The organism is Paenibacillus silviterrae, from assembly GCF_030167925.1.
GTDB lineage: Bacteria > Bacillota > Bacilli > Paenibacillales > NBRC-103111 > Paenibacillus_G > Paenibacillus_G silviterrae.
On the sequence record NZ_JASKUT010000001.1, the window covers coordinates 3,291,525 to 3,317,446 of the forward strand.

Genomic DNA, 25,922 nt, shown 5'->3' on the forward strand with positions numbered 1-25,922 from the left:
GGATCCTACCGGTCCGCAGCAAAAAGGCCTCGAGCGCATCCCTTCGGGATCACTTGAGGCCTTTCCTCTTACTCCCGGCGCTTGCAGAGAACAACCTCCTCTGCACCGCCTTCCAGCTTAAGTACGGTGACTTCGTCCACCAGCGACTGCATCAGGAACAAGCCGAGTCCCTCCGTATCAGGCGGCAAGCCTGGCATGACATTCGGCAATGGAGCGGCGGAGGCACCGTCCGGCAGGCCCGCTCCCGAACCAAGCTTGCCATAGGTTACCGGCTCTCCTTCATGCTGAATCCGCATCCGCAGCTCCTGCCGGCTCCTTTCCAAGGTCAGCCGCAGCTCGCCGGCCTTCCCCGGCTCCAGCTGAAGAAGCGCATGCGTGCATGCCTCCGTGACGGCAACCTTCATGTCCTCGATGGCTTCGTAGGAGAAGCCCATCTGCGCTGCGGTACCGTAGAGCACCAATCGAATCGTGTCCAGATACGCAGGCATCGCCGGCACCTTCAGCACGACGTCTTTTCCCTTCAAGTCCGGGCTCATGCGCCGCCTCCCTCCAATGTAAGAAACTTGGTCAGGCCGGTCATGTCGAGCAAGCGGCGAATCTTTGCGGGCACCTCCTGAAGCGTGAAGGGCGCATCGGCTGCTTGCCTGATCTTCAGAATGGACACGAGGATTCCGATCCCCGTACTATCAATATACGTGAGCTCCCTCATATTCAGCGTGAGAGGGATCCGATCTTCGGCGGCGAGCGGTTCGATCACACGCCGAAACTCCTCGGACGTGCCGAGATCCAGCTCCCCGGCCGCGAACAATACGTTCGCTTCAGGCGTGGAAAGCAGCTTTAAGTGAAACTTACGGATATCATTTTTCATCAATGGTTCGTACCCCCGTAGGAACTGCAAACATTCCTCTCTTATCTTATCATGCAGGTCAATCGTTGGAAATTAGTCCGCCGGTTAAGATTCGCTTAAGAATCCTTAGGTTTGTCCTATCCCGCAGCCACATGAAAAAAGTCTACCGCTTCGAGCTGCTCTCCCGTTTCGTCCAGGGTAAGCTTCAATGCCGTTTGACCGTAACGGTATACAAGCCCGTCCTCCCCCACATGATAAGGGTCGCCTAACAGCTCCCTTAGCTCGTCAAGCCTCATGTTGACCAAACTGCTGTTGATTTCGATCCGCCGTGCCGCTGCCGGAACCGTAACATACCGCACGAACTGGTCAAGGAGCCCGATGCGGCAGTCCTCATAGATGAGCACCCGCTCCCGTTTATTTTCCGGGGACGTTTCGATCTGTACAGGCTCTCCCTTCATTTCGTAGACGGTTTTCAAATCGTCTTGGATTGCAATGCCGCACACCCTTCCCACTTGCAGCGGCGTCCTGACCTTAACCGTTTCCGATGCCGGCTTGGGAGCGCTGCTCGCCAACGCCATCGGCTGGCTCGTAAGCGGCAGCGTTCGTTCTGCCTGATCATCCGCACGCAGAAAGGCAGCCCACAGACACATGACGGTAATAACTGGTACGATGTAATGCCAAGTACGCATGAGGCTTCCTCCTTTCCATGGGTAAAGGAAGGGCAGATTGAGCTCTAAGCTCGCAGACCGAAATCCGCCTTCCTTTCCGATCAGCCGATGGGCTCAAAGGTGAATCCCTGCACAGGCATATAGAGCTTAGGCAACAACTCATGCTTTCTTCGTACGATTTCGCGATCGCCGACGACGGCAACTGGCAGATCCGTCAGACGCTCCACATCGGCCCCGTCTTCAATGACGGCGCCTTCGCCGATAATGGCGCCCCGAATCGTTACATTACGGCCGATTCGTGCATTCGGCATGACGACACACCCCTGCAACTGGCTTCCCGCACCGATCTCCACCCCGGAGGAGATGACCGACCGCTCCACCTGCCCATGGATGGTGCAATTTCCGCTGATGAGCGACTGGGTGACCTGTGCCGAAGGATCTACATAGGTTTGATTCACGGTACGGAGCGGAGTGAGAATCGGCCAAGCCGGATCGTGGAAGCCAAACAGCGGCTTACGCCCGAGAAGATCCATATGTGCATCCCATAAGCTCTCTACGGTTCCTACATCGCGCCAGTAGCCTTGGAAGGAATACGTGTGCATCCGTGCCCCGCTGTTCAGCATGGCCGGTATCAGATCCTTGCCGAAGTCATGACTCGTGCCGATCGCCATGGCATCCGCCTTCAGCCAGGCACGGAGCGCCGACCAGCGGAACATGTAGATTCCCATGGAAGCCAGATTGCCCCGGGGCTGAGCCGGCTTTTCTTCGAATTCGATCACGCGCCCGCTATCATTCGTACGCATAATCCCGAAGCGGGAAGCCTCCCCCGTGCTCACAGGGGTAACCGCTATGGTCACGTCCGCCCCGGAGCGTTGATGCTCCTCCAGCAGCTTCCGGTAATCCATTCGGTAAATGTGATCGCCCGAAAGAATCAAGACATGCTCAGGCTCATAGGTTTCTATATACGGAATGTTCTGATACACCGCGTCCGCAGTGCCTGAGTACCCGCTCTTTCGTATGTGCCGCTGCGTGGAAGGAAGCAAGGTGACCCCGCCCTCCGGCAGCCACGCGGCTCCGCATCCGATATGGTTATGTAAGGATTCCGACTTGTACTGAGTAATGACTCCTACAGCCGAAAGACCCGAATTCCGACAGTTGCTAAGTGCAAAATCAATGATGCGGTACGCCCCTCCGAATTGAACGGCCGGCTTCGCCTTCTGCCGCGTCAGCACGCTCAGTCTGCGGCCTTCCCCGCCTGCCAAAAGCATGGCAACACAAGTTTGCGGATTCATCATTTCCCTGCTCCTTTCGTTCCCTGTTCGCTTACTTCTTATTAACCGCCCGGCTGACTGTTGAATCATTATTTTTCCAATAAATGGTCAACCTTACCCATAAAAACTTTCGGTAATCCACAAGCTTGAGGCGGTTCCCTTTCCACATATATTCTCACTATTCAGGGAAAAGTAACCATAACCTGCCAAAAACGACGTCGCTACCCGGCAACACCCCAGGCGGCTGGACGCCGCATTTTGGGCTATTTGAGTAACGGCTCTCTTTCATGACGCTGTTTTCCAGCTGGCAAGGGGGCGGCAGAATACCGTTTGGGTGATCGAAGGAAGAGGGCATACGCTGAACGATGTTTGTCCGGCGTAATCCCGAGATCCGACGGATGAACTGGATGTTCATCAGCCAGGACCAAGCTCGGACTTGATGGGGGCTGTACCGCAGTTGTATTCATGGGAATCAAAGGGATGGGTCCTGCCGGGGGGACAAGTGTACGTATAGCTGGAGAATACTGCGGGGCAATATGTTCGGGGGAAGAAGCAGAGCTGCTCCGATCAGATCAAGAAGGCGCAGGCCCGGGTCATCGTATTGGGGATCGGAATGATGTCTCTCGATGTGAAGGTGTATGAGCCGGACGACATGCAGAAAGAAAGGAAGGCCGTCGTGTATCAGTTTATCAAATATACGCATGAGAAAGCCTGAACCGAAGGCAGTAACCCCCCGGCTTCAGGCTTCCTCCACTAACGATAGCCGGCACTCCCGCGCCAAGATCGTAAACACAAATTCGGCGCCGGGGGCGTCCCGGTTAGCCAGGTAGATGTGTCCGCCCATCATGTGTACCAAATTGCGGCAAATGGCCAGCCCCAGTCCCGTACCGCTGTACTTGCGCGTCATGGAGGAATCCACCTGCGTGAACGGCTCGAACAAGTGGCGGCGATGCTCCTCGGGAATACCGATGCCGGTATCCGCTACGCGGAATTCCAGCTCCAGACGCTCCCCCTCTCTGCGCAGAAGGGATACCGTGACGTGCACACCCCCCTGATCGGTAAATTTGACGGCATTGCCGACCAGGTTAATCAGAATTTGCCGCAGCCGGCTTTCGTCCCCGACCAGCAGGGCCGGGACGTCCGAAGCCACCTCCGCCGTCATCTCCAGCGACTTGCTGCGGCAGTCATGGTAGAAGATCTCGAAGGTTTCGACCAGACAGGCATGCAGATCGAGCGGTCCCTCCTTCAGCTCCATCTTCCCGGACTCGATCTTGGAGAGGTCCAGAATATCGTTAATCACGTACAGCAGCGCCGTTCCGCTGCGGCGAATCGTTTCCGTATAATCCCGCTGCTCCTCATTGAGCGGCGTCTCCAGCAGCAGGTCGGCCATGGCCAGCACCCCGTTCAACGGCGTTCGGATTTCGTGGCTCATGATGGCCAGAAATTGCGCCTTGGCCCGTGCCGCCTGCTCCGCCGCCTCCTTCGCCTTCTGAAGCTCGCGCGTGCGCTCGTTAAGAAGCTCCGTTTGCTGCTGCAGCTTTTTTTTGACCAGATGAATGCTGACGAAGCCCTCAATCTTGGACTTCAGCGTGCGCGGCACGAACGGCTTTACAATGTAGTCGATTGCACCGACCGAGTAGGCGGTGAAGGATTGATCCTGATGCTCGGGCGCCGCCGTGATGAAGATGATGGGAATCGCCTTCGTTTTCTCGCGGGATTTGATCCACTGCGCCGTTTCGAAGCCGCTCATTCCGGGCATCTGCACATCGAGCACAATGACGGCAAAATCGTATTTGAGCAAGTGGCGAAGCGCCTCTTCACCGGAATAAGCCTTCACAAGCCGGTACGGCTCATCCTCCAGAACCGCTTCCAGCGCCAGCAGGTTCTCCGGTTGGTCATCGACCGCCAAGATATGAATCGGTTCTTCCATAGGAACACCTCGCTTCGGGAATGCCTCCAGGTTAGGTTACAGTCTTGCGATAAATCTTCTCCTGCGCATCGAGCGTCTCATAGCCTGCGGCATGCTTCGTGAAGGTGATCGATTCCTTCTGCCCGAGCACCAGAATCCCTTCCGGACTGAGGCTTTCGTAGATGAGCCCATGTACTTGGTTTTGCAGAACGGAATCGAAGTAAATCATCACATTGCGGCAAAAAATCAAATGAAACTCATTGAATGAACGGTCCGTTACCAGATTATGCTGGGCGAACACAATTTTTTCCCTCAAAAACGGATGAAATACGGCTGCGTCCCCCGAAGCGGAATAGTAGCGGGAGAACGCATCCTTGCCTCCGGCCAGCATGTAATTTTTGGTATAATGCTGCATCTTTTTCAGCGGATAGGCTGCCCGCTCCGCCGTATTCAGCACCTCTTCGTTCACGTCTGTCGCATAGATGCGTACCCGGTCATATAAGCCCTCTTCATAAAGGAGTATGGCCGTTGAGTACACCTCTTCCCCGGTCGAGCAGCCCGCATGCCAGATCCGGATGAGCGGCTGCTTCTTCAGCATGGGAATGACCCGCTGCCGCAAGGCGGCGAACAGACTTGGGTCTCGGTACATCTCCGTCACGTGAATGACGAGATCGGAAACGAGCCGTTCCATGCAAGCCCGATCGTGCAGCATTCTCTCCTGCAGCCCCGATACGGTCTGCAGCCGCTCCGCATGAATCCGGTGCCAGATACGCCGCCGCATGGAGGGGTAGGCATAGTTGCGGAAATCATAGCCGTAGAGCCGGAACAGCCCCTCAAGCAGCAGCCCGATCTCAATTCGCTCCCGCTCCTCCTCTTCCTTGCCTGCAGGAGGAGGAGGAGGGTATATTTCAGGAAGGGACAAGTGCCTTGTCTTGGTCGTCATGTGAATGCTCTCCTTTATCTCGCCGCCCGTTCCGCCCGGCTCCGGATTGCCGCCTTTCCCTCCCCCTATTTGCACAGCCATACCCTCATCAGCGAAAGCAGCTGCTCGGCGTGAATCGGCTTCGTAATATAGTCGGATGCGCCCGCCATTAAGCATTTCTCCCGGTCATCCTTCATCGCCTTTGCCGTTAACGCTATGATCGGCAGATGCTCGAATGCCTCTTGGGACCGGATCGCCCGCATGGCCTCATAGCCGTCCATTTCCGGCATCATAATGTCCATCAGCACCATATCGAAATCAGGCTCGCGCTCCAGCAGCTCAAGCGCCCCCCGCCCGGTCTCCGCGAAGGATACCTGCATATCCATGCCCTCAAGAAGATTGGACAGCGCGAACACATTGCGGATGTCATCGTCGGCCAGCAGCACCTTCTTGCCGGCAAAGACGGCTTCCTTGCTGTGCAGCTTCTGCAGCACGATCTTCTTCTCTTCCGGAAGCCGCTCCTCCACCCGGTGCAGGAACAGCGCCGTCTCATCGAGCAGCCGCTCCGGCGATTTGACATCCTTCACGATAATGGACTCCGCATATTTCTTGAGCCTCAGCTGCTCCTTCTTATCCAGTGTCGTTCCCGTGTAGATGAGGATCGGCAGCCGGCGCAGCTTCTCTTCCGCCTTGATCCGGTCAAGAAGCTCATATATCCCGGGCTCCGTAATTCCATAATCCAGCACCATGCAGTCATAGGATCGCTCCTCCAAAGCCTGCAGCGCCTCCTTGCCTCCGGCCACGGCGGTAATGCGGACGTCATCATGGCTGATCAGCTCGATTAAGCTGCTGCGCTGCCGCTCATCCTCCTGCACGATCAACAGCTCGCGCAGCTCCCGCTGCAGGAAGCTCTGGACGTGGGCAAAAGCCTGCTCCAGACTTTCCTTGGACGAAGGCTTGCGAAGCCATGCAATGGCTCCCATGGAAAGTCCCTGGTGAATTTCATCCACCACGGAGATCACATGCACCGGAATGTGCCGCGTTGCCGCGTCATGCTTCAGCTGCACCAGCACAGACCAACCGTCGATCACCGGCAGCTGTATATCGAGCAGAATCGCATCGGGCTGCAGCTTCCTCGCCAGCTCGAGTCCGGTATCGCCCTGATGCGCGACGACTCCCTTGAACCCGCGGCTGCGAGTCATATCCAGCAGGATTTGGGCAAAATGCGCATCGTCCTCGATAATCAGCAGTACCCGGTCCTCTTCCGTAATGGCGTCGCGGTCATCCGCCGGCGGTTCTTCCTCCGCCGCCGCCCGCTTCCAGGGGTCGGGAGCCGCCGGCATCAGCGGCTCCGCAGCGGCGGAAGCCTCCGCTCCCGCATGCAGCGCAGGCACACGGCCGCGGTCTTGCCCCGCCCGAAGCGGCAAATGCAGCGTAAACCGGCTGCCGGTCCCTTCCGTGCTGCTGAGCTCAATGAAGCCGCCGAGCAGCTGCGCCAGCTCTCTGCTGATGGAGAGCCCGAGGCCCGTGCCTCCATACTTACGGCTTGTCGTTCCATCCGCCTGCTGGAATGCTTCAAAGATCATCTGCTGCTTCTCCGGCGAGATGCCGATGCCCGTATCCTCCACAGCAAAGGAGATCATCGGCTTCGGCTCCTGAACAGCGTCCACCGTCAGCCGAACCTTTCCCTTATGCGTAAACTTGAGTGCGTTGGACAGCAGATTTTTTAGGATTTGATGCACCCGGATACCGTCGGTTTCCAGCTCCGCCGGCACTCCGTCCGCCACCTGCACCTCAAAGATGAGCTCCTTCTTCCTGGCAACCGGCTCGAATACCTTCTCCACGGTCTCCACCAGCTCGCCTATTCTTACGCGTTCATGATGCAGCTCCATCCGACCCGATTCCACCTTGGCCAAATCCAGTACATCGTCGATCAGCTTCAGCAGATCGCAGCCGGAGGAGTAGATGGTCTCCGCATATTCCACCTGCTTCCCTGTCAGGTTGCTGTCCTTGTTCTCCCGCAGCAGCTGCGAGAGGATCAACAGGCTGTTGAGCGGCGTACGCAGCTCATGGGACATGTTCGCCAGAAACTCGGATTTGTATTTCGACGCCAGCTTCAGCTCCGCCGCTTGCTTCTCCAAGGCCCGTTTGGTCTGCTCCAGCTGCTCGTTCGCTTCCTCCGTCGAACGGATCTGCTCCTCCAGCTCCGCCGCCTTCAGCTCCAGCATCCGGTTGATATGCTCCAGCTCCTCTTGCTGACGCTGCAGAAGCTGCTCCGAGGACCGCAGCGCCTTCGTCTGCTCCTCCAGCCGCTCGTTCGACGCCTTCAGCTCGTCCTGCTGGGACAGCAGCTCCTCCGACTGGCTCTGCAGCTCATCGGTCAGCGCTTGATGGATCCGCAGCAGCTCCTCAATGCGAAGGCGGCCCTGCAATCCGTTCAGGACGGTTCCGAACACCTCCGCGATCTGCGTAACGAACTGCTCCTGCAGCTCCGTAAACGGCTTCATCAAGGCCACCTCGAATGCACCGATCACCGTCTCATCGTACATCACCGGCATCACATAGAGCGCAGCAGGGGTTACCTCGCCGTAAGCCGACCCTATCGCCGCATAATCTCTCGGCCAATTGTTCAAGGCTATCGGCCTTCCGTCCGCTGCGCATTGGCCGATCAAGCCTTGCCCTAAGCGAAGGCGAATCGCAGGTTCCCGTTCGGTCAGCGCATAGGAGCCGATCAGCAGCAGCGGCTCTCCGCGCTCCGAACGGTCCAGCGCGTACACCGCGCCTGCCTGCGCCTCGACGACACGGCACAGCTCCCCGATGAATGCCTCGCCGAGCTCTTCCAAGCGTTCCGCTTCCTGCAATCGGGAGTACATCGACGCAATCTGCGTCTGAATCCAGGCTCGCTCCTCGGTCAGCTTATTGAGCATCCGCTCCTTCGCCGTCGTCTCCTCCAGATCCTCGGCCAGCTGATTGAACACTTTGGCCAGCTGTCCGAATTCATCCCGGCTGACGATCGGAACACGGTAGGAGGCGTCTCCCCAGCGGCCGTTAGCGAAGCCCGTAATCATCCCGCCTAACACGCCAAGGCCCCGGGTCATGCTGGCGATAATCCAATACATGACGGCAAAGCCGAACAGCAGCCCGATCACCGTGACAAGCCCCGTGGAGTACATGGTATCGCGATTCGTCTGCTTGGCACTATCAATAGCCGTAATCAAGCTTTTATCTTGGTAAGCGGACATTTCCTTGATGCTTTCGTTGAGCTTCTCCTGCAGAGGTACCCCTATGCCGGAACGCAGCTCCCCCGCCTGCTGTTTGTTGCCTTCCCTGTAGAGTCGTACGACCTCGTCGACAAACTTTACATACTGCTGTCCGTCATAAAGCAGCTTACTTCCGATCACGCGGGCATCCGGGTCGGCAAATATACCGTTCGCCCGGTTCAGCTCACCCGTCAATTTATCCCTCAGCGTCAGAATCGTTTGCAGGTTGCTGCGTTCGGATTCTTCATTGTTCATTAACAGCAGGTTCGAAATGCCCCTGGCGAGATCCGATACGTCATATCTCATGTTCGAAACATATTGGACCTTGTAGTAACGGTTGTCGTATATTTCCGTGATCGTGTTATCCGAGCTGGTTAACCGGCTGAGGCCGATCCCCGCCAGCGCAAACATCAATATCAGCAGTGTGCCGAACCCTAAGTACAGCTTTGTACGGATGTTCATGTCCCCAGATACCTCTCTCCCCAGCTATCGTTATTCCGCCTGCACCAGCACCAGGCAAATATCGTCGCTTTGGCTCTCCAGCGCTTCCTTGGACAGCAGAGTAGTTACCAGCTGAGCCGGATCACCGTGCTTCGAGATGAGTCCCTGCAGCCTTTCCGCCAAAATGTCGCTTTCCGGCGTCTCCTCCTGTACATCCTCCGGCAGCGGCATCGCTTCAAGCAAGCCGTCCGTATATAGCACGATCCGGATCGGCTTTTCGTAGGCGTAGGTGCTTTTGACAATATCCATCTGGTCGAAAAAGCCCACCGCACAGCTGCCCTGATCCAAAGCCACGGGACCCTTTCCTTCCTCGAATAAAAATCCCGGCGGATGCCCGGCATTTACGTATTCGATCGTCTTGCGCTTCGTATCGATGAGCAGATAAACGGCCGTGAAATAATAGCTGACGGCCGCCCGCTGCCGATTCAGCTGATTCATGTACCGATTGAGCTCGGTGATTACAAATTCCGGCGCCACGAACCGGGTGATCGTGTCCTGCATGACGGAGGAGATGAACATGCAGACCAGCGAGGAGGAAATGCCGTGCCCCATCATATCCAGTAAAATCACGCCGTACCGGTCCTCATCGATTCGGTGCCATGCATACAAGTCGCCCGCCAGCTCGAACGACGGGTAATATGCGGCACTGATATCCAGATCCTCCCTGCTGACAGGCAAGCTCAGCACACTGGTCTGCACTTGACGGGCCAGCTCGAGCTCCCCGCGGATCTTGGCTTCGTTCTCCTTATGCCAGTCCTTCTCATACTTCAGTCGCAGCGCCACGCGGATTCTCGCAATAAGCTCCACCTTGTTGACCGGCTTCATGACATAATCGATCGCCCCGGCTTCCAGCGCCTCCGCCAGCTTATTGGAGTCACCCAGCGCCGTCACAATGATGACGGGAATATCCTTGAACCGCTCATCCAGCTGAATCAAACGGCACGCCTGAATCCCGTCCATCTCCGGCATCATCATATCCATTAGAATGAGATCGACCGGCACCTTGCCCCCCGAGGCATTCGCCTGCTCGTCAAGTCTCGCCAGCAGCTCCCCAGCGGAAGATGCCTTCCAGAACGATTCGTAGCCGGCGCTTTTCAATATTTTCTCAATGACAATAATATTTACCTGGTTATCGTCAACAATTGCTATATTCATCCGTTGGTTACCGCTCCTTGTCCCTATGGCATTCCCGAGTTCTTGATCCGAGCACAAAACAATCATGCTCTATTATAACAAACAATCCCATGCGGATCGTCTATTATTATGTAACCTTTTGGCAATGCGATTGAAACAGATTGGAGCGATAAACCTAAGCTTACCGGCCGGTAACGGTATAAAAACAAAAAGAAAAGCCCTCACGCTTGCAATAAGGTGATGAGCTTCGTTACATAACGGATATCCGCCTCCATGAGCTCCATAGCATTCTCGTAGCCGGCCGCCAAGTACGGGGACGGGTCTTTCTCTCCCGTCATCCGCTTGCCCGCCTCCCAGAATTGCTTCTGCTGCTCGAGCTGAGCCAAGTTCCGCCGTAGCACTCCCAGCGCTTCCTCTTTCGGCAGCTGGGGAAGCCACGCAAGACTCAAGGTAAACTCGGACTTCGCCGAATGCGGATTGGCCCCGAGCGACTGCAGCAGCAGCTCCTTGAACTGCGCTCTTCCCGCTTCCGTGATGCCATATACTTTGCGCACCCGCGCCCCGGTCCGCTCCTCCGACTCGGCTGCGACCAGGCCTTCCTCCTCCATCTTGTTCAACGCGTAGTAAATCGAGCCGGACAGAATGTTCGCCCACTGGTCCATCTTGCTCTGTTCGATCATGCTCTGCAGCTCATAGCCATGCATGGACTTGTTCAGCAGCAATCCGAGAAGCGCCAGTCGTGTCATGCGCAATCTCCTCTCCCTCTTCATCCCCAAAGCCGAGGATAAGCTTCATAGGAATCACTTTACAGCGGGGTCGGAGAAGCTGTCAATTGTTCGTTGAATACACGACATGGCTCTCAAAATTAGGCTTCAGCGGCACCATCATCATATGCGTTTGGCCCGGCTGGAAGCTGATCTCCTTGTTCCCGTCGTAGAGCCGGATCAAATCATCCGTGCGCTCCCGCTTCCACTGCGCCTGCTTTACTTGCCCGCGAATAAATACCAGAGCCGGACCCGTACCGGTCAGCCGCACCTCCAGCCGTCCTTCGCTGTCGAGTACCTTGTGATCCGTCCCGAAAACGACCAGATTGGTCGCCGTCAGCTGCTCCTGATTGTTCAAGTCGATATGCTTCGCCCCATTGATCGACCGCTGGTAAATCCGACGCTGAGCGTCATAGGCGTAGGACACCACATAATTTTTGCTTAAAAAAGTGACATCCACCTTAGGCCCGTGTGCCGCCGCACCGGCCATCGCTTCTACCGCTCCGCCGGAGGAGGCTTGAAAGGAATAGGCGGGCGAAGCGTTCTCCGTCTCCCAAGCGTAGCCCTTCTTCTCGGCGCCGCTCTTCAGCTTCGGCAAGCTGGTGTACAGGTTATGCGGCGCTTTGCGGAAGCTCTCCCTCCAGAAGTAGGGACCTGCATTCGTAATCTCGTCCAGATCCTCAATACTTTTCTCGGAGATCATGGTATAAGCGTCGGGACTGCCCCCGGCATGCACCTGAAGCGCATGAAAGCTTTGTCCGATATCGATAAAATAGGGACGAATGCTGCGCACCGGCCCGATCGGCTCCTCAAACATCCGGCTCTGGAATATCGCCACAATCCGCGTGATATCGCCTTCCGCCAAGCATTCCAAAAGAATATCGGCCTGCGACAGCCCGCTCTGGGGACGCGCCGAGGCAAAGTTGTTCACCATCACCATGACCGGTCGCCTCATGACGTCGGACACGGCTGTCTCTTGTCCCGTCAGCGGGGACTTTACCGATGGCTTATGGGCAGAAGGGGCTGCAGGGTTCTGAGCAGACGCGCCTGCGGGGGTCTGGATCGCCGGTGCTTCACTGGCGGCGGGAACGGCTTCCGGTGTGCCGAAGGAGCAAGCTGCCGCCGTCATGGCAAGCCCCCCGGTAAGCAGCAGCATTTTCGCGCTCCGCAGCCATGAGGGCAGCATGGTAGTTCGCTTCGTTTTATTCATTGTTTCATGTCACCTCTGTCAACTGATCCGTCTAGGAATCTATATTCTAGTAGACACAGGTTTAGAAGCGGCAAACAGACACTTTTCACGAATTGTTAATCCTCCGTTCATAAGAAGGGCGCCTTTCGACAAGGCTTGACTTACTCGAGCTGGTCCGGTAGTTCCTTCCTCCTGTTTTTTCTAAATTTAATATTTTATTTCAAAATTTGTATTGAATCTGAAATTTCTTTTCACATATAATTCCACCATAGGCTGATTAAGGAATTCTAAAGTTCCCCTTCAGCCGGAAACGGAGGGATTTCATTCATGGGAAGGCGTCAACGCTTGTTCAGCCTGTTTTTGATCTTATCCATGCTTCTTACGTTATTGCAGCCGCTCGCTCTGGCTTCACCGCTGAGCCTGCCGGCTACCACCTTCGGGCAGGTGGTGGATGCGCGTCAAGCGGAGCTTGCCCCGGGGGCAACGTATCACTGGTACGACATGCTGATTCCCCGAGGGGCGGAGAAGGTACACTTTGTATCCTTTGACCCCAAGAGTCCGAATCTCAAGCTTCAAGCGGGTACGAAATCCGGCAAGGTGCGGGGCATGGAAGGCGTCACCAAAATGGCAGCCTACGCCGATCGTCCCGGCCATCGCGTCGTCGCAGGGATTAACGGCGACTTCTATGACATCAGCGGCAACGCCACGGGAGTTCCGAACGGCCTTTTTGTAGGCGAAGGCAAGATTCTGAACAGCGCTACGAGCCCCTTCGCTTTCGGAATGAAGGCAGACGGCACATCCGTGTACGGGACGCCGGTATTAACGAAAACGGTTACAATCGGCGGTACGACTACGAACCTCACTCACATCAACCGGTTCCGGGACACGAACCAGCTTGTCCTCTACACGACGGATTATTTCTCCTCTACCAAAACGTCGGCAACGGGAGACGAGGTCGTGCTCGACATTGTGGAAGGGGCGGTTCAGAGCGGCGTACCTTTGAAGCTGAAGGTGGCTGAGCTTCGCAAGGATCAGGGAGATACGCCTCTTGTTGAAGGAAAGGTCGTGCTCTCCGCTTCGGGGACCGCGCGTCCGGTGCTGGCCGGGCTGCAGGTCGGGAATGAAGTCACCGCCTCTTTCGAGCTGTCCGGAGAATGGGCGGACGTGCAGGTCGCCATCGGCGGACAAGGGCCTTTACTTAAAGACGGCGTAGTGCAAACGAACGTCGGACCTGCCGGAGTGCATCCTCGCACGGGGATTGGGACCAAAGCGGACGGTACCGTCGTCATGATGGAAATTGACGGCCGAGCTCCCGGCTTCAGCGAAGGGGTGGAAACATACGAGCTCGCCCAAATCATGGCTGACCTCGGTGTAGTGAACGCCATGAATCTGGACGGCGGAGGCTCCTCCACCTTCGTGGCGAGAATGCCGGGCACCACCGGGATCCCCATGCTGAATCGCGGCTCCGACGGAGGGGAACGGAACACAGGGAACAGTCTTCTACTGGTGAACACAGCCCCCGAGCTGTCCGTCGCCTCTAAGCTGGTGCTGCAGCCGAATGCCGAGCGTATTTTGAAAGGGGCTTCCTTCCCCTTCAGAGCACTGGGGATCGACGCTAACGGACATCCGGCCCCCTACACAGGAGCTCCGGCTTGGCAAGCGGATACCGCTATCGGGTCCATCGATGCCAGCGGGAAATTCACAGCCGGCTTAGCTGCGGGAACCGGCACCATTACAGCATCGGCCGAGGGCGGGGTGCAAGGAACGGCGGAGGTGGAGGTCGTGGATCGGCTTACGGAGCTTCGTTTCCCGGATGAGGCCAAGACCTTTCAATCGAACGCCGTCGTTCCTTTGTCCGTGACCGCCTTGCGCAGCGGCCAGGTGGTTCAAGCGGGCAACGAGAGCCTCGAATGGCGCGTGGAGGGCTCCATTGGTACGGTTAGCCGGGACGGTGTCTTTACCGCATCATCGGCGAACGGACAAACCGGTCGAATTTATGTAAAATACGGCGATATCGAGACCTCGATGCAGGTCAGCGTCGGCTTGCAGCCCGTCGTCATGGAGGGCTTCGAAGCCGGTGTCGGAAAGTACAAGGCAACCGGCGTGGCGGCAAACTCCGTTGCCATCTCTGAGGTAACGGACCCCGATTTCGTCCGATTCGGCGGCAAGTCCCTGAAGCTGGAATATGATTTTACGGGAAAAACCGGCACCTCCGGCGCTTATCTGGAAGCAGCCTCGGTAGCGAACCGGATTCAAATTCCCGGATACCCTCAGAAGATCAGCATGTGGGTGTACGGTGACGGCAAGGGCCATTGGCTGCGCGGGCAGCTGCGTGACGGGGGAGGGGCGGCTTTCGCCGTCGATTACACCCCTCAGACCACCGGTGTCAACTGGACCGGCTGGAGGTATGTAGAGGCCACGCTGCCGACAGGCAAGACGACCCCGTTAACGATGGATCTGCCGGTCCGGTATATGGAGACGAACAATGCACGGAAGGATGCCGGAGCGATCTATATCGATGATATTCGGGCCGTGTACGGGCCGGTGACGGAAGACATTACCCCGCCGATGATCAAAATATTGAATCCGGCTGAGAATGCCACGGTTAAGACGGCCACTCCGGAAATCCGCTTCATCGGTGAAGACGACGGCTACGATCCGGTCACGCATCCGGGTACGACCTTGATCGACCCGGATCGCATCCGTCTATATGTCGATGACGTTCTCGTGCAGCATAGCTTGTATCCGCCTCAAGGACGGGTTGCTTACACACCGACGGAGCCGTTAACCGAGGGCCGCCACAAGGTGAAGGCAGCCATTCGCGACTTGAGCGGCAACCAAACGATCAAGGAATGGTATTTCCATGTCAATCTCGGCTCGCCGCAGTATTTGTATACCACACCTGACACCCTCTACCTCGGGAAAAGCTATCATCTGGATGTTCGGGTAGAATCGGCCGGCAAGCTGAAGGGCGGGCATGCCGAATTTCAATGGAACCCAGCTATCGTCAAGGATCTTCAGGTGCTTCGCGGTCCTAAGCTCTCGGAGGCGCAGCTGACCTCGGTGATCGACCCGGCTCAAGGTACCGTTAGGCTGAACCTGGCGGACGTGGAAACAGCAGGGCTGACGGATAGCGATCTTGTTGCCCGAATACGTTATACCGTTCGGCCGGATGTCATCGGACCTCTCAGCTTGGAGCAAGCGAAGAGCGAGGTGACCCGAACGAACACCATTCACTTCGTTTCCGGCTCTATCGTGAAGACGGAAACGCCGGGTACCACCACTCCTTTCTATGGCGCTCCGGTTACCTCCACGGTGAAGAGTGAGCTGCAGCTGACCTGGAAGCATGCCGATATCGCGCTTGGGTACCCGGCGGTCTTCGAGGCAGCGGACGGAGCCGCTAAGGTGGAAGGAGCCACCCTGCTGCTGAATGGAGCCGCTATCGATGGGGCCGTTACGGATGCGGCGGGTAAGCTGATCACCGGCGCGGCGACCCAAGCGGTCGGAACTTATCAGCTGCAGGCCGTCAAGGATGGTGCGTATAGCCCGGTCATGAGCTTCAAGGTATCGCCGCTCGTCGGCACCGCCGCCCCTCGAAACATTAGCGTTACGATGGGAAATGAGGCGAGCACCGGCCGTCACTTCACCTGGCATACCCATCCGGATACCAAGGATACGATCGTCGAATGGGTGAAGGCTTCCGAGTTCTCCGGCTTTGACCGGAGCAATGTGTCCCGAACGGAGGGCTTCAGTTCCACTTACAACACCAACAACGACGGCACCTACCGTGTCCATAAGGCGGCGGTTACGGGACTCCAGCCGGATACCTCTTATGTGTATCGCGTAGGCGATGGAGCCGGCCAGGTGAGTGTTTCGGGAACCTTCCGCACCTCAACGCCTGACGGCACCGGCACGAAGCTTCTGTTCTTCGGCGATTCCCAGGCTTCAGATGCAGCAGGCTTCAGCCTATGGGGTCAGGTGATCTCCAAGGCAGCCTCGGAGCATCCTGATGCGGATCTGCTGATCCACGCTGGCGATATGGTGGATCACGGACACGAGCAGGAGCAATGGAACCTGTGGTTTGATGCGGCTCAGGATCAGTTTCTGAAGCATACCCTGGTTACCGTGGTAGGCAATCACGAGGTGACGGGCACGAACGGAAACGGAGACTATTTGGCTCATTTCCATCATCCGCAGAACGGGGCTCCGAACGCCGTCGGCTCGAACTTCTCGTTCGATATCAAGGATACGCACTTTGCGGTCATGAATACCGAGATGTCCGTCGCAGACCTTCAGGAGCAAGCCGTGTGGCTGGATCGAGATTTGACGGCTTCCAAGAAGCGATGGAAGGTCGTTATTTTCCACCAGGGACCTTACGGCAGCATTTATTCCAGCACAGCCGTACAAACACATTGGGTGCCTGTTTTCGATAAGCATGGGGTCGATCTGGTGCTTAACGGACATGATCATATTTATTTGAGGACCTTCCCTATGAAAGGCGGCGCGAAGGTCGAGGAAGGCCAGGGCACCCGGTATGTAGTCGGCGGATCCACCGGCCCCAAATTTTATGAACTGACGCCAAGGCCTTGGCAGGAAGTCGTCTTCGATGACAATACGCAAATCTATACTGCGGTAGAAATCGTAAATCGCACCCTTACGGTAGTTGCCAAGACATTGGCAGGACAGGAAGTCGATCGCTTCGAGATCGTGAAGCCGGAGCCGCCGGTCGTCCTGACCTCCCTTCAGCTCGACGGGCCGACCTCGCTGGTTGCCGGCATGATGGGCCAAGTCGTGACGAAGGCTCAGTACAGCAACGGTACGGAAGCTACTGTGACAAGCGGCGTCTACTTCCAAAGCAGCAATCCTGCTGCAGCTGCTATCGATGCACAGGGCTTGCTCTCCGCCTTGGCGGAAGGCAGCACCGTCATTTCGGCCACGTATGGCGGGAAAACCGCGTCCTATGGGTTGACCGTAGTGAAGCCCCCTGCAGCGCTGACGGGGATTGTACTGGAAGCGCCGGCTTCCCTGAAGGTCGGCCAGAAGGATACCGCCGTAGTGAAGGCGGTGTATAGCGACGGCACTGTCACGGTTCTGACGGACGGCGTACAGTTCACAAGCAGCAAGCCGGAGGTCGCCGCCCTAAGCACGGCGGGTGAAATCTCTGCACTGCAAGCAGGCAGCACCGTCCTCACCGCGGCCTTCGGCGGTCATTCCGCCAGTGTCCGCTTGAACGTTTCGGCGAATCCGGCGAATCCGGGCTCGCCTTCCGGTCACAACCCGCCCGGTCGCCCGGGGAGATAAACTGAAACAAGGGGTCCGTTTAGTGGGCCCCTTGTTTTTTTATGGAGGTGTGATTGAAATCACACTTCGCTTCTTGGAATCCCGGTACAATGGCGGAGTACAAAATAAAGAGAAGGATGTGGAGTGAACATGACAACAGCGCTTTATGAGAAGCTTGGCGGAGAAGAAACGATCGGGAAGGTAGTCGATTACTTTTATGAGCTTGTGCTGGCGGATGAAACGGTGAACCACTTTTTCAACAACACGGACATGGAGAAGCAAAGAAAGCACCAAACGAAGTTTATCAGCTTTGCCCTGGGCGGACCGAATCAATACTCCGGCTTGTCGATGGCGAAGGCGCATGAAGGCATGAACCTGCAGCCGGCCCATTTCCAGGCGATTGCAACGCATCTTCATGATGCTCTGGCTCACTTTGGCGTTAGTGCCGCTGAGATTGATCAAATTCTGACGCGGGTTGCATCGCTTAAGGACGATATTTTATATAAATAGGTTGGATACACGCAGCTGCAGGTAGACCATGCCCCAATCCACAGTGGCAAATATGCCACTGCACAGCGTGCTGAGGGGCTGGCGTCGCTCACATAGACTGTGTAATCGCAAATGTGCGATTGCACAGGCCGATCATGCCCCAATCCACGGTAATAGTGGCAATTATGCCACTACAACAGCGTGCTGAGGGGCTGGCGTCGCTCGCAGAGACTGTGTAATCGCAAATGTGCGATTGCACGGGCCGATCATGCCCCAATCCACGGTAATTGTGGCAAATATGCCACTGCACAGCGTGCTGAGGGGCTAGCGACGCCCGCAGAGACTGTGTAATCGCAAAAGTGCGATTACACAGGCCGATCATGCCCCAATCCACGGTAATAGTGGCAATTATGCCACTGCACAGCGTGCTGAGGGGCTAGCGACGCCCGCAGAGACTGTGTAATCGCAAATGTGCGACTACACAGGCCGATCATGCCCCAATCCACGGTAATAGTGGCAAATATGCCACAGCACAGCGTGCTGTGCTGTGGGGCTGGCGACTCTCGCCTTTCTGCCGCAAAAAAAGCTCTCCCCCTCTCCCGGATGAACCGGGAGAGCAAGGGAGAGCTTTTGCTGTTTATGCCAATAAGGCGCGCACTTCCTTGGCGAACTGAACCAGCAGCTCCTTCGAGCCGTACTTGCCGCTGAAATCCTCAACGCCGATGTAGCCGTCATAGCCGACGGATTTCAGGTCCTCGATCACTTGCTTCCAATCGACGACGCCCTCAAGGTTCGGCTCCCAGTAGGAAGTCCAAGCCTGCGAACCGTCCGCGCGCAGCTCGCTTTTCTTCCAGCCGGTGTTCTTCATATGTACATGTGCCAGGTAAGGCCCGAGCAGCTCAAGACCCATGCGGAAATTCTCGTAGCCCTCGTGAATCATATTGCCCGGGTCGAACAATACGCCGATGTGGTTCGGATCGAATTTGCTGACCAGGCGATGAGCGAGGCCTGCGCTTGGCGTAATGGTGTGATGATGCGTCTCTACCAGGCATTTGACGCCATATTTCTTAGCGAGCGGCTCCACGCCCTCCAGGTAACGGACAGCTACGTCGAACAGCTCGTTATAATTTTTCGATCGGTTGTAGCCCGGTACGCCGACACGAATCATCTTCGCGCCCAGCTTCTGAGCTACCTGCAGTACGCGCTCCGCAGCCTCCAGGTCACCGGCCGTCAAATACGGGGTTACGCTAAGGCTCTCCAGCCCGTTCTCCTTCGCCGCGCGATCGAACCTTGCAATCTCCTCGTCGGAAGCCTTCGGATCAATGGAGCAAAGGTTGTTGCGCCAGAACGACGGCTTCTCCCCCTTCGCCTCCTCCGGGACTTCCTTGAACCGCCACTCGATGCCGTCAAGACCCGCTTCCTTCGCGGCAGCCGCGAGCTCCTCCGGCGTAAAATCCGGGGTAACAACAGTGAATACGGACAGTTTCATGGCAAATAACCTCCAGCGTCGTTATTATCGATCTAAGCCGATTATAACAGGGTGCCGGAGGTTTATCCACAAAAATTGTTCACGTGAACAATTTAAATTTTTTCAACTGAACATATAACAATTCAAGCTCATGTTTCCGTATTGATATTCCTGATGGAGCAGCTTCGTCCGTTTCTTTCGGTCCGAGACTCCCATGCTGATGATCAAGGGGATCAGCTCCTCCGGGGCAGGGACAGCCTTCTCCGCATAGGGCGCACGCGCCATGTAATCGAAGAGTCCTTCCGTATCCCACACCTGCACCGTCTCCTCCAGCCACGCATCGAATTCCAGCGCCCATGCATCGACAGCCGCTTCGCGCTCCCAATCCATCCGCAGAGGATGGTGCACCGTCCCTCCGATGCCGAGGATCAAATAGCCGCTTTCCTTCAGCTCGCCGATAGCCCGTCCGATGCGGTAGCAGTCCTCCGGCACCAAGCGGGGATTCACCGATGCGGCAACCACCGGCACATCTGCCTCCGGAAAAAGCAGCGATAACACCGACCACGCCCCATGGTCCAGTCCATGGACTTCATCCACCTCGCAGGCGATGCCTTCCGCCTCGAGCAGCCGCTGCAGCTTCAGCGTGAGCACGATATCGCCTTGGGCAGGATATTCGAACTCACTCAAAGCCTCCGGAAGCCCGAAGACATCCTTCATCGTCTTCAGCCTTTGGCTGCCTGTAATTTTCTGTACGGAACTTTTCCATTGGGAGCTGAACACGACGATTCCAGCGGGCTTCGGCAGCTGCATGCCAAGCGCACGCAGGAACCGGGTATAAGCGTGGTGTTCCAATACAAGCGTCGGCTCTCCATGGGAGAAAAAGAACGAAGGGTACAAGCGCGCGGCCTCCTTTAAGCGTTTCTACCATTATAGACGCCGCGCGCTCAAAATATCATCTATAAATTACGACAAATGAGGCTCAATCAGTGCCTTCAGCTCTTGCAGCGGACGCAAGCCTACGGCGGACCCTACTTCTTTCCCGTCCTTAAACAGCTTCAGCGTCGGGATACTCATGATTCCGTAAGCGCCTGCCGTCTCCGGATTGTCATCCACATTCACCTTGGCGATCGTGATTTTGTCGCCCAGCTCGCCGTTCAGCTCCTCCAGAATCGGAGCGATCATTTTGCAAGGGCCGCACCAAGGAGCCCAGAAGTCTACCAGCACAACACCCTCCTGAATCGTTTCTTTAAACACCGCATCATTTACATTCGTAATCGCCATAACCAATCCACTCCTTTGTTATTATAGAGATTCAGTTTACCTTCGGCAGTCTCCCGCCGCTCAGCCTGGATATATAAGAAGGAGACCATGAATGACCAAGCTCCCTTCCAGGCTCCTTCGAAGCAGCTGCGCTTCGGCCGGTAAGCTCGTCGAACCACTCCCGGTCGTGCGTCTGCAGCGCCAAATCCAGCAGCAGCTCAAGCTCCTCCTTCTGCATAGGGACGTATTCCGGCAGCTTCGCCACCTTCGCCGTCATGCTGTCAACGGCACGGCCCACCGCTTCCGCGTGGTCGCTCTGCGTCACCCGGACTCGCAAGCCTCCCTCGGCATACAAGGCTTCCACATACCCGATAAACTTCTCATCCTCCTGCGAGGTACCGCTGACCCAATCCCCTACATTCACTTGGTTCGTACCCACCATGGCCCTTCCCTCCTTAATCTGAAACATTTTTAGTAACAGTTTTCTTGAAAATAATGCGCTCCGCCTGGGGCATAAGCGCCGTTACTATCGGTTGCTTGATTCCCTTACCCTGTTGAGCACATCCGCTACAGTGACCTTCTTCAGGTAGTCCAGCAGCTGCTGCTCTGCTTCGTTAAAAATGCCGTCCATAACCTCCGCCATGTTACAGGCGATCATACACTCCTGCTCCACATCGCCCGAGCACCAGCCCGGCTTCATGGAACCGATCGAGGTCGTACGGTACACCTCATCCAACGTGACGGCCGAAGGCTCGCAGCTCAGCTGATAGCCGCCGCCGATTCCTTCCTTGGTCTTCACATAGCCTGCCTTGCGGAGGCTGCTCATGACCTTGCGCACACGTGCCGGATGCGTGCAAACATTGTGAGCGAGCATCTCACTCGTCGCCATATGGTCGGATCGGTAGGCGAGAAGCACCAAGCTATGCACCGCTATCGTAAACTCGCTGTTCACCGTAAGTCCTCCCTGCGTCGTGTTTGCTTACTGTTATTATATTGGTTACAGTTGATATTGTCAAGAGGCGCTCCCTCGCTTTTGCTTAGGCAGCGCCTTGCTGTCTCCTCAAGCTTATGGATAATGCCGGAATGACCGTCCTTCTCGGCCATAAAGCCGTGTTACAACGAAAATCCATGGAGCGATTCCTGTAATCCACAAGCCCATGCAGCCGTAACGCAGGAAGTCGTACAGCAGTCCGGCAGGGAAAACGGTCTTGAGAACCGACTTCAACAGGAGCACGCCGGCGATCCCCATCACGAAGGCGATAACCCGGTTGAACCATCCTGTGGGCAACCCCATCTTAATGCGGCCTTCCTCCAGCAAATGACCGAGACCCGCTCCGAGCATCACACCGGTCACCTTTGCCGCGTCGGGAACGGGAAACCATAAGGTCAAGGCAATCGGCAGCAAAATGAGACCCAGCACCTTCAGCAAAAACGGAGGATACGGAAACAACCGCTCGAAGAGCACAGCCAGCACGAACATGACGAGGCCTACTCCCAAGCCTCCGAGCACATCCATTGGCCAATGCAAACCTAAGTACATTCGGGACAACGACACAAGAACAATCATGAGGGCAGCCGCCACCCACAGCAGAGGTTTTCCCGCGACACTGGCCAGGTATAGCCAGAACGTCGTCGTCCCCTGCGTATGACCGCTGGGAAACGAATCATTCGGATACCCGTAGCCGCTCGAAGCTGTTTCCGTAAAAATCGAGCGGATCCCCTCCGTACCGACGGGACGCGGATTCCCGAAGGCTGACTTCAAGAAGCTGTTCACAAACATCGACAAGGCAAATACGTAAAACAAGCGAAAGCCTATTCTTTTTGAGAAGCACCAATAAATAATAGGTATGGCGAATAAATAAAAATCCTCACCGCCCAGGATGGTAATGATTCTAGCCGCTTGATCAAGAACAGGATGCTGCTGGCTTGTCAGCCAATGCAAAAGTGCTGTTTGATCCATGATGAAACCCCTTTCTTCAGATCATCCGTGACCCGCATATCCGTCCTTCATATTAATGGAAAAGTTAGCTTTTGTACAGATTTTCAGCAAAAATCGACGTATGTCCCAAGGCGAATTTCCTTCCTTATTTTGCAATTCCCTGCGTCCAGGAGGTAAGATGAGGATAGAATCACACTCTTTTTATAAAATGAGGCGTTTCATCGCATGAAACCTTATTTGAACCTTCGCGATTGGGCGGTTACCCAGGCTGCCGTTGCCGTCGTTCTTTTTCTGCTTATACCCGTGTTCAATATCTTTGGGGCCACTTTTCATCCTTGGGCTTCCGTTCTGCATGGGCTGGGGGCGACGATCACGGTGCTGCTCGGCTGCCAGGCAATGCATCGGACGTATCCATTGCTGCGCGGCAAAGAAGGCTCCGCCGCCAGACTGGAGCTGCTTCTTTGGGCCACCAGCGTATTGGTGTTGTTAACTATTATTCTTGGCAACTGGCTGTACATTGGCTACCGTCAGCCGGACGGAGGGCAGCAATGGCTGATGTATCATGAACCCGCAGGTCATATGATCGCCATGGAGTATAAGGAGTTCGTCTCGCTGTTCCCGCTCCCGCTTAGCATCGCCGCGGCCTGGCTGCTGCGACGTTATAAGACGGCGGCTGAATCGCATCCGGGGATCGCTTCCGTCATAGCTTTGCTGGTTACCCTGCTGTGGATTTGTTTGCTGATTGGGTTGGTGTTCGGATTAGGCATAACGAAGCTGATTATGGTGTAATTTCTAGAGGGGAACGGGATAATCATGAGTGAAAAACAAAGCCCGGCGACGGGAGAGGCCGTTGCCGCCATGTACGCTTTGCTCTTCGGGCTGGCGCTTATGCTGGCAAGTCATCTTTGGACGCTCGCCGAGCCGTTTCGGGCCCCGCAGCAGCTGCTTAAGCTCGGCTCCTGGATCCCGGGCTGGTGGGGAATCGGCGCCTATGCCGGCAAAGAAACCGTCGGGCTCCTCAGCTGGATGCTTAGCTGGATCTTCCTGCATGTGCTGCTTCATAAGCGATCCTGCACTCTTAAGCCGCATTTTTACATCTTCATGATAGGGTTCGTCCTGCTTCTCGTCGGTTATTGGCCTCCGGTCTATCATGCTGTCTTCGGCTGGACACCGACCTTGCCTTAACCAATGAATCGATTGAAAGGAGTCTTGTGCCGGCCATGGCTAAGCGTCCCCCTTATCTGCTGCTCCTAACGGTTCTGACCGGCTTCGGCATTATGCTAAGCTCCCTCTGGTGGTCACGGATTCCGCTGCAAGGTCTAATGCAGGCTGAATCATCGGAGCCGGCTGCCTTTCGCGCCGTTTATTACGGCTTGCGAGGCGCGGAGCAGGTATCGGCAGGCCAGCCTGACGGTACCCTTACGATCGCGCCTCTCCGTGCCGTCTCCGAGCAGCTCGGACCGGTTCCCACATTATTGCCGGTGTATGACGGCAGCGTAACGGCTCAGGCATTCGCCGAAGCCTACCCGAGCCTGCCTGCGGAAGCTCTGCCCGGCTTCGGTAAAACCGTGTATGCCGTCGAATACGCGAGCGTCCGCTTGCTCCTGCTGAACGCTTCGCGTATGGCGGAAGCTTCAAGTGCGGCAGCTCAATGGAACTGGGCACGTGATGCTTCGCTGTCTCCCGGCAAAGCCATGAACCTGTTGGTGGTGGATCAGCTGCCCGAGGAGGCCTTCCTGTGGGACCGTTTGAATGCATCGGCTATTGATGCTGTGCTCGCAGGCAGTGACGTTTATATAAGGCGGAGCTCACTGATGCAGGAGACCGAAGGAATCATGAGCGTACCTTCTGCAGTGGAATGGAAGAGGTGGACCCCTGCGAAACAGTTTCCTGAAGCGGTGCAGCTGCTGTTGGAGGGGACTAGCGGGCAGCTGCGAGTGAAGGCCGTTTCGCGAAAAGGAGCGGACCTCGGGTATGTCGTTCTGGACAGTTCAGCCTATGGTAAACGAGAGCTGACGGCCCTTCCGCCCGTAACCCTAATCCCTCAGCAGTCCTTGTGGTTCTACCGGGCCGGAGGAGAGGACCTTCCTGTCTTCATCCCGAAGGGCTTCGATATGCATGGAGAGCATCCCTCCACTGGACATGCGAACGTGCCTGCATGGGATTGGCGAAGCCCGGACTTTCCCGATGCCGGGTGGAAGCAAGCAGAGGCGCCCTTCGGACAGCATCGGGAGCCGCTGCCGGGGCGGCAGCTTCGCACGAAGCTCCCCTTGTCTGCCGAGTCACCCGCCTACTATTTCCGCAAATCCTTCGAGTTTACGGGAAAGCCGGAGGAGCTTGCCGCCATGTCCCTTCTGATTAGCTACGAGGATGGGTTCGCTGCTTATTTGAACGGGGAGGAGCTGGCTCGAAGCTCCCTGTCCACAGGGCTCCTGACCCCTCAGAAGCTGGCCGAACCGAACGAAGCGGTGCTTTATAAAGCGTTCAATCTTACGTCCCGATTGGATAAGCTGCGCTCCGGTCGCAATGTCCTTACCGTCGAGGTGCACCGCAGCCATCCGAAAGCGCCGAACCTTCTCTTCGATGCCGTCCTTACCGTACAATATAAAGGAGGCGTTCAACCATGAAGCGGCTCGGTTGGTTCATCATCCTTCTGTTCGGATTCCTAGCAGGCTGCGGAGATGCTTCCGTACCAAGCGACTCACAGCCTCTGTTGGCTGATATCGCCGTAACCAAGGAACATCTCATCGTGCGGAATGGAGACCCCGTCGTTTGGAAGCAGGTGACCCTTACGATCAACGGAGAGTATTCCCACACGGTGGATGTCGTACCCCGGGGAGGCTCAAGCTTGCCGCTCAGCCGCTTTGTCGATCTTCATGGAAAGCCGTTTAAGCCGGGTCTGCTCCACCTTCGCCGGCTGCACATTCACGTGGCCGATATGGGAGACGGAACGCAAGGTGACTTTTCATGGTAAGCGAAAAAACACCGGCATCCTCTTTTAAGTGAGGGTGCCGGTGTTTT

22 protein-coding genes are annotated in these 25,922 nt (G+C 56.3%); 6 read left to right on the forward strand and 16 right to left on the reverse strand.

Annotation, left to right across the window (positions count from 1 at the left end; genetic code table 11):
• Positions 1-68: 68 nt before the first annotated feature.
• The 10 genes from QMO62_RS14960 to QMO62_RS15005 all read right to left on the reverse strand — a co-directional run bounded on the left by QMO62_RS14960 (position 69) and on the right by QMO62_RS15005 (position 12,486).
• Positions 69-536: an ATP-binding protein gene (locus tag QMO62_RS14960; protein ID WP_284642119.1), complete on the reverse strand. Its 468-nt coding sequence runs from the start codon at positions 534-536 to the stop codon at positions 69-71.
• Positions 533-868: an STAS domain-containing protein gene (locus QMO62_RS14965; RefSeq protein WP_284644952.1), complete on the reverse strand. Its 336-nt coding sequence runs from the start codon at positions 866-868 to the stop codon at positions 533-535. Before QMO62_RS14965 ends, QMO62_RS14960 begins: the two co-directional genes overlap by 4 nt.
• Before the next feature lie 116 nt (positions 869-984).
• Positions 985-1,536, reverse strand: a complete 552-nt coding sequence (locus tag QMO62_RS14970) for a hypothetical protein (protein ID WP_284642121.1) — start codon at positions 1,534-1,536, stop codon at positions 985-987.
• A gap of 80 nt (positions 1,537-1,616) precedes the next feature.
• Positions 1,617-2,810 carry a glucose-1-phosphate adenylyltransferase gene (locus QMO62_RS14975; RefSeq protein WP_284642123.1) on the reverse strand — a complete coding sequence of 398 codons (1,194 nt, stop codon included), beginning with the start codon at positions 2,808-2,810 and terminating at the stop codon, positions 1,617-1,619.
• Positions 2,811-3,525: 715 nt separating this feature from the next.
• On the reverse strand, positions 3,526-4,716 hold the full coding sequence (locus tag QMO62_RS14980; protein ID WP_284642125.1) for a hybrid sensor histidine kinase/response regulator: 1,191 nt from the start codon (positions 4,714-4,716) through the stop codon (positions 3,526-3,528).
• Between the two features lie 31 nt (positions 4,717-4,747).
• The gene (locus QMO62_RS14985) at positions 4,748-5,638 is read right to left on the reverse strand and encodes a CheR family methyltransferase (RefSeq protein WP_284644953.1); all 891 of its coding nucleotides are present in this window, start codon (positions 5,636-5,638) and stop codon (positions 4,748-4,750) included.
• Positions 5,639-5,703: 65 nt separating this feature from the next.
• Positions 5,704-9,339, reverse strand: coding sequence for a response regulator (locus QMO62_RS14990; RefSeq protein WP_284642127.1), 3,636 nt, complete (start codon positions 9,337-9,339; stop codon positions 5,704-5,706).
• 30 nt (positions 9,340-9,369) lie between these two features.
• Positions 9,370-10,533 (reverse strand): PP2C family protein-serine/threonine phosphatase, encoded by a 1,164-nt coding sequence (locus QMO62_RS14995; RefSeq protein WP_284642129.1) that lies wholly within the window; start codon positions 10,531-10,533, stop codon positions 9,370-9,372.
• A 200-nt stretch (positions 10,534-10,733) separates the two neighbouring features.
• The gene (locus QMO62_RS15000) at positions 10,734-11,258 is read right to left on the reverse strand and encodes a PadR family transcriptional regulator (RefSeq protein ID WP_284642131.1); all 525 of its coding nucleotides are present in this window, start codon (positions 11,256-11,258) and stop codon (positions 10,734-10,736) included.
• Positions 11,259-11,340: 82 nt separating this feature from the next.
• The gene (locus QMO62_RS15005) at positions 11,341-12,486 is read right to left on the reverse strand and encodes a DUF3048 domain-containing protein (protein ID WP_284642133.1); all 1,146 of its coding nucleotides are present in this window, start codon (positions 12,484-12,486) and stop codon (positions 11,341-11,343) included.
• 306 nt (positions 12,487-12,792) lie between these two features.
• Here QMO62_RS15005 and QMO62_RS15010 point away from each other — a divergent pair, with 306 nt between their 5' ends.
• Positions 12,793-17,766, forward strand: coding sequence for a phosphodiester glycosidase family protein (locus tag QMO62_RS15010; RefSeq protein ID WP_284642135.1), 4,974 nt, complete (start codon positions 12,793-12,795; stop codon positions 17,764-17,766).
• A gap of 129 nt (positions 17,767-17,895) precedes the next feature.
• Positions 17,896-18,255: a group I truncated hemoglobin gene (locus QMO62_RS15015; protein ID WP_284642137.1), complete on the forward strand. Its 360-nt coding sequence runs from the start codon at positions 17,896-17,898 to the stop codon at positions 18,253-18,255.
• A 616-nt stretch (positions 18,256-18,871) separates the two neighbouring features.
• On the opposite strand, the gene QMO62_RS15020 is transcribed toward QMO62_RS15015, so the two are convergent.
• The 6 genes from QMO62_RS15020 to QMO62_RS15045 form a co-directional block, all read right to left on the reverse strand.
• The gene (locus QMO62_RS15020; RefSeq protein WP_284642139.1) at positions 18,872-19,723 is read right to left on the reverse strand and encodes a sugar phosphate isomerase/epimerase family protein; all 852 of its coding nucleotides are present in this window, start codon (positions 19,721-19,723) and stop codon (positions 18,872-18,874) included.
• A 102-nt stretch (positions 19,724-19,825) separates the two neighbouring features.
• A complete protein-coding gene (locus QMO62_RS15025) occupies positions 19,826-20,599 on the reverse strand; it encodes a DODA-type extradiol aromatic ring-opening family dioxygenase (RefSeq protein WP_284642141.1) in 774 nt (257 codons plus the stop codon).
• Between the two features lie 66 nt (positions 20,600-20,665).
• Positions 20,666-20,983: a thioredoxin gene (trxA, locus tag QMO62_RS15030; RefSeq protein ID WP_284642143.1), complete on the reverse strand. Its 318-nt coding sequence runs from the start codon at positions 20,981-20,983 to the stop codon at positions 20,666-20,668.
• A 31-nt stretch (positions 20,984-21,014) separates the two neighbouring features.
• The gene (locus QMO62_RS15035; RefSeq protein ID WP_284642146.1) at positions 21,015-21,431 is read right to left on the reverse strand and encodes a hypothetical protein; all 417 of its coding nucleotides are present in this window, start codon (positions 21,429-21,431) and stop codon (positions 21,015-21,017) included.
• A 57-nt stretch (positions 21,432-21,488) separates the two neighbouring features.
• Positions 21,489-21,914: an RrF2 family transcriptional regulator gene (locus QMO62_RS15040; RefSeq protein ID WP_284642148.1), complete on the reverse strand. Its 426-nt coding sequence runs from the start codon at positions 21,912-21,914 to the stop codon at positions 21,489-21,491.
• 114 nt (positions 21,915-22,028) lie between these two features.
• Positions 22,029-22,922, reverse strand: coding sequence for a phosphatase PAP2 family protein (locus tag QMO62_RS15045; protein ID WP_284642150.1), 894 nt, complete (start codon positions 22,920-22,922; stop codon positions 22,029-22,031).
• Positions 22,923-23,126: 204 nt separating this feature from the next.
• Between QMO62_RS15045 and QMO62_RS15050 the strand changes: the two genes are divergently transcribed.
• Genes QMO62_RS15050 through QMO62_RS15065 form a run of 4 tightly spaced genes read left to right on the forward strand, consistent with a single transcriptional unit; the run spans position 23,127 to position 25,875 of the window.
• On the forward strand, positions 23,127-23,690 hold the full coding sequence (locus QMO62_RS15050) for a hypothetical protein (protein WP_284642152.1): 564 nt from the start codon (positions 23,127-23,129) through the stop codon (positions 23,688-23,690).
• 24 nt (positions 23,691-23,714) lie between these two features.
• Entirely contained in the window at positions 23,715-24,086 is a 372-nt protein-coding gene (locus QMO62_RS15055; protein WP_284642154.1) for a hypothetical protein, read from the forward strand.
• A gap of 35 nt (positions 24,087-24,121) precedes the next feature.
• Positions 24,122-25,528, forward strand: coding sequence for a hypothetical protein (locus QMO62_RS15060; protein WP_284642156.1), 1,407 nt, complete (start codon positions 24,122-24,124; stop codon positions 25,526-25,528).
• Positions 25,525-25,875, forward strand: a complete 351-nt coding sequence (locus QMO62_RS15065; RefSeq protein ID WP_284642159.1) for a hypothetical protein — start codon at positions 25,525-25,527, stop codon at positions 25,873-25,875. Before QMO62_RS15060 ends, QMO62_RS15065 begins: the two co-directional genes overlap by 4 nt.
• The last annotated feature ends 47 nt before the right edge of the window (positions 25,876-25,922 follow it).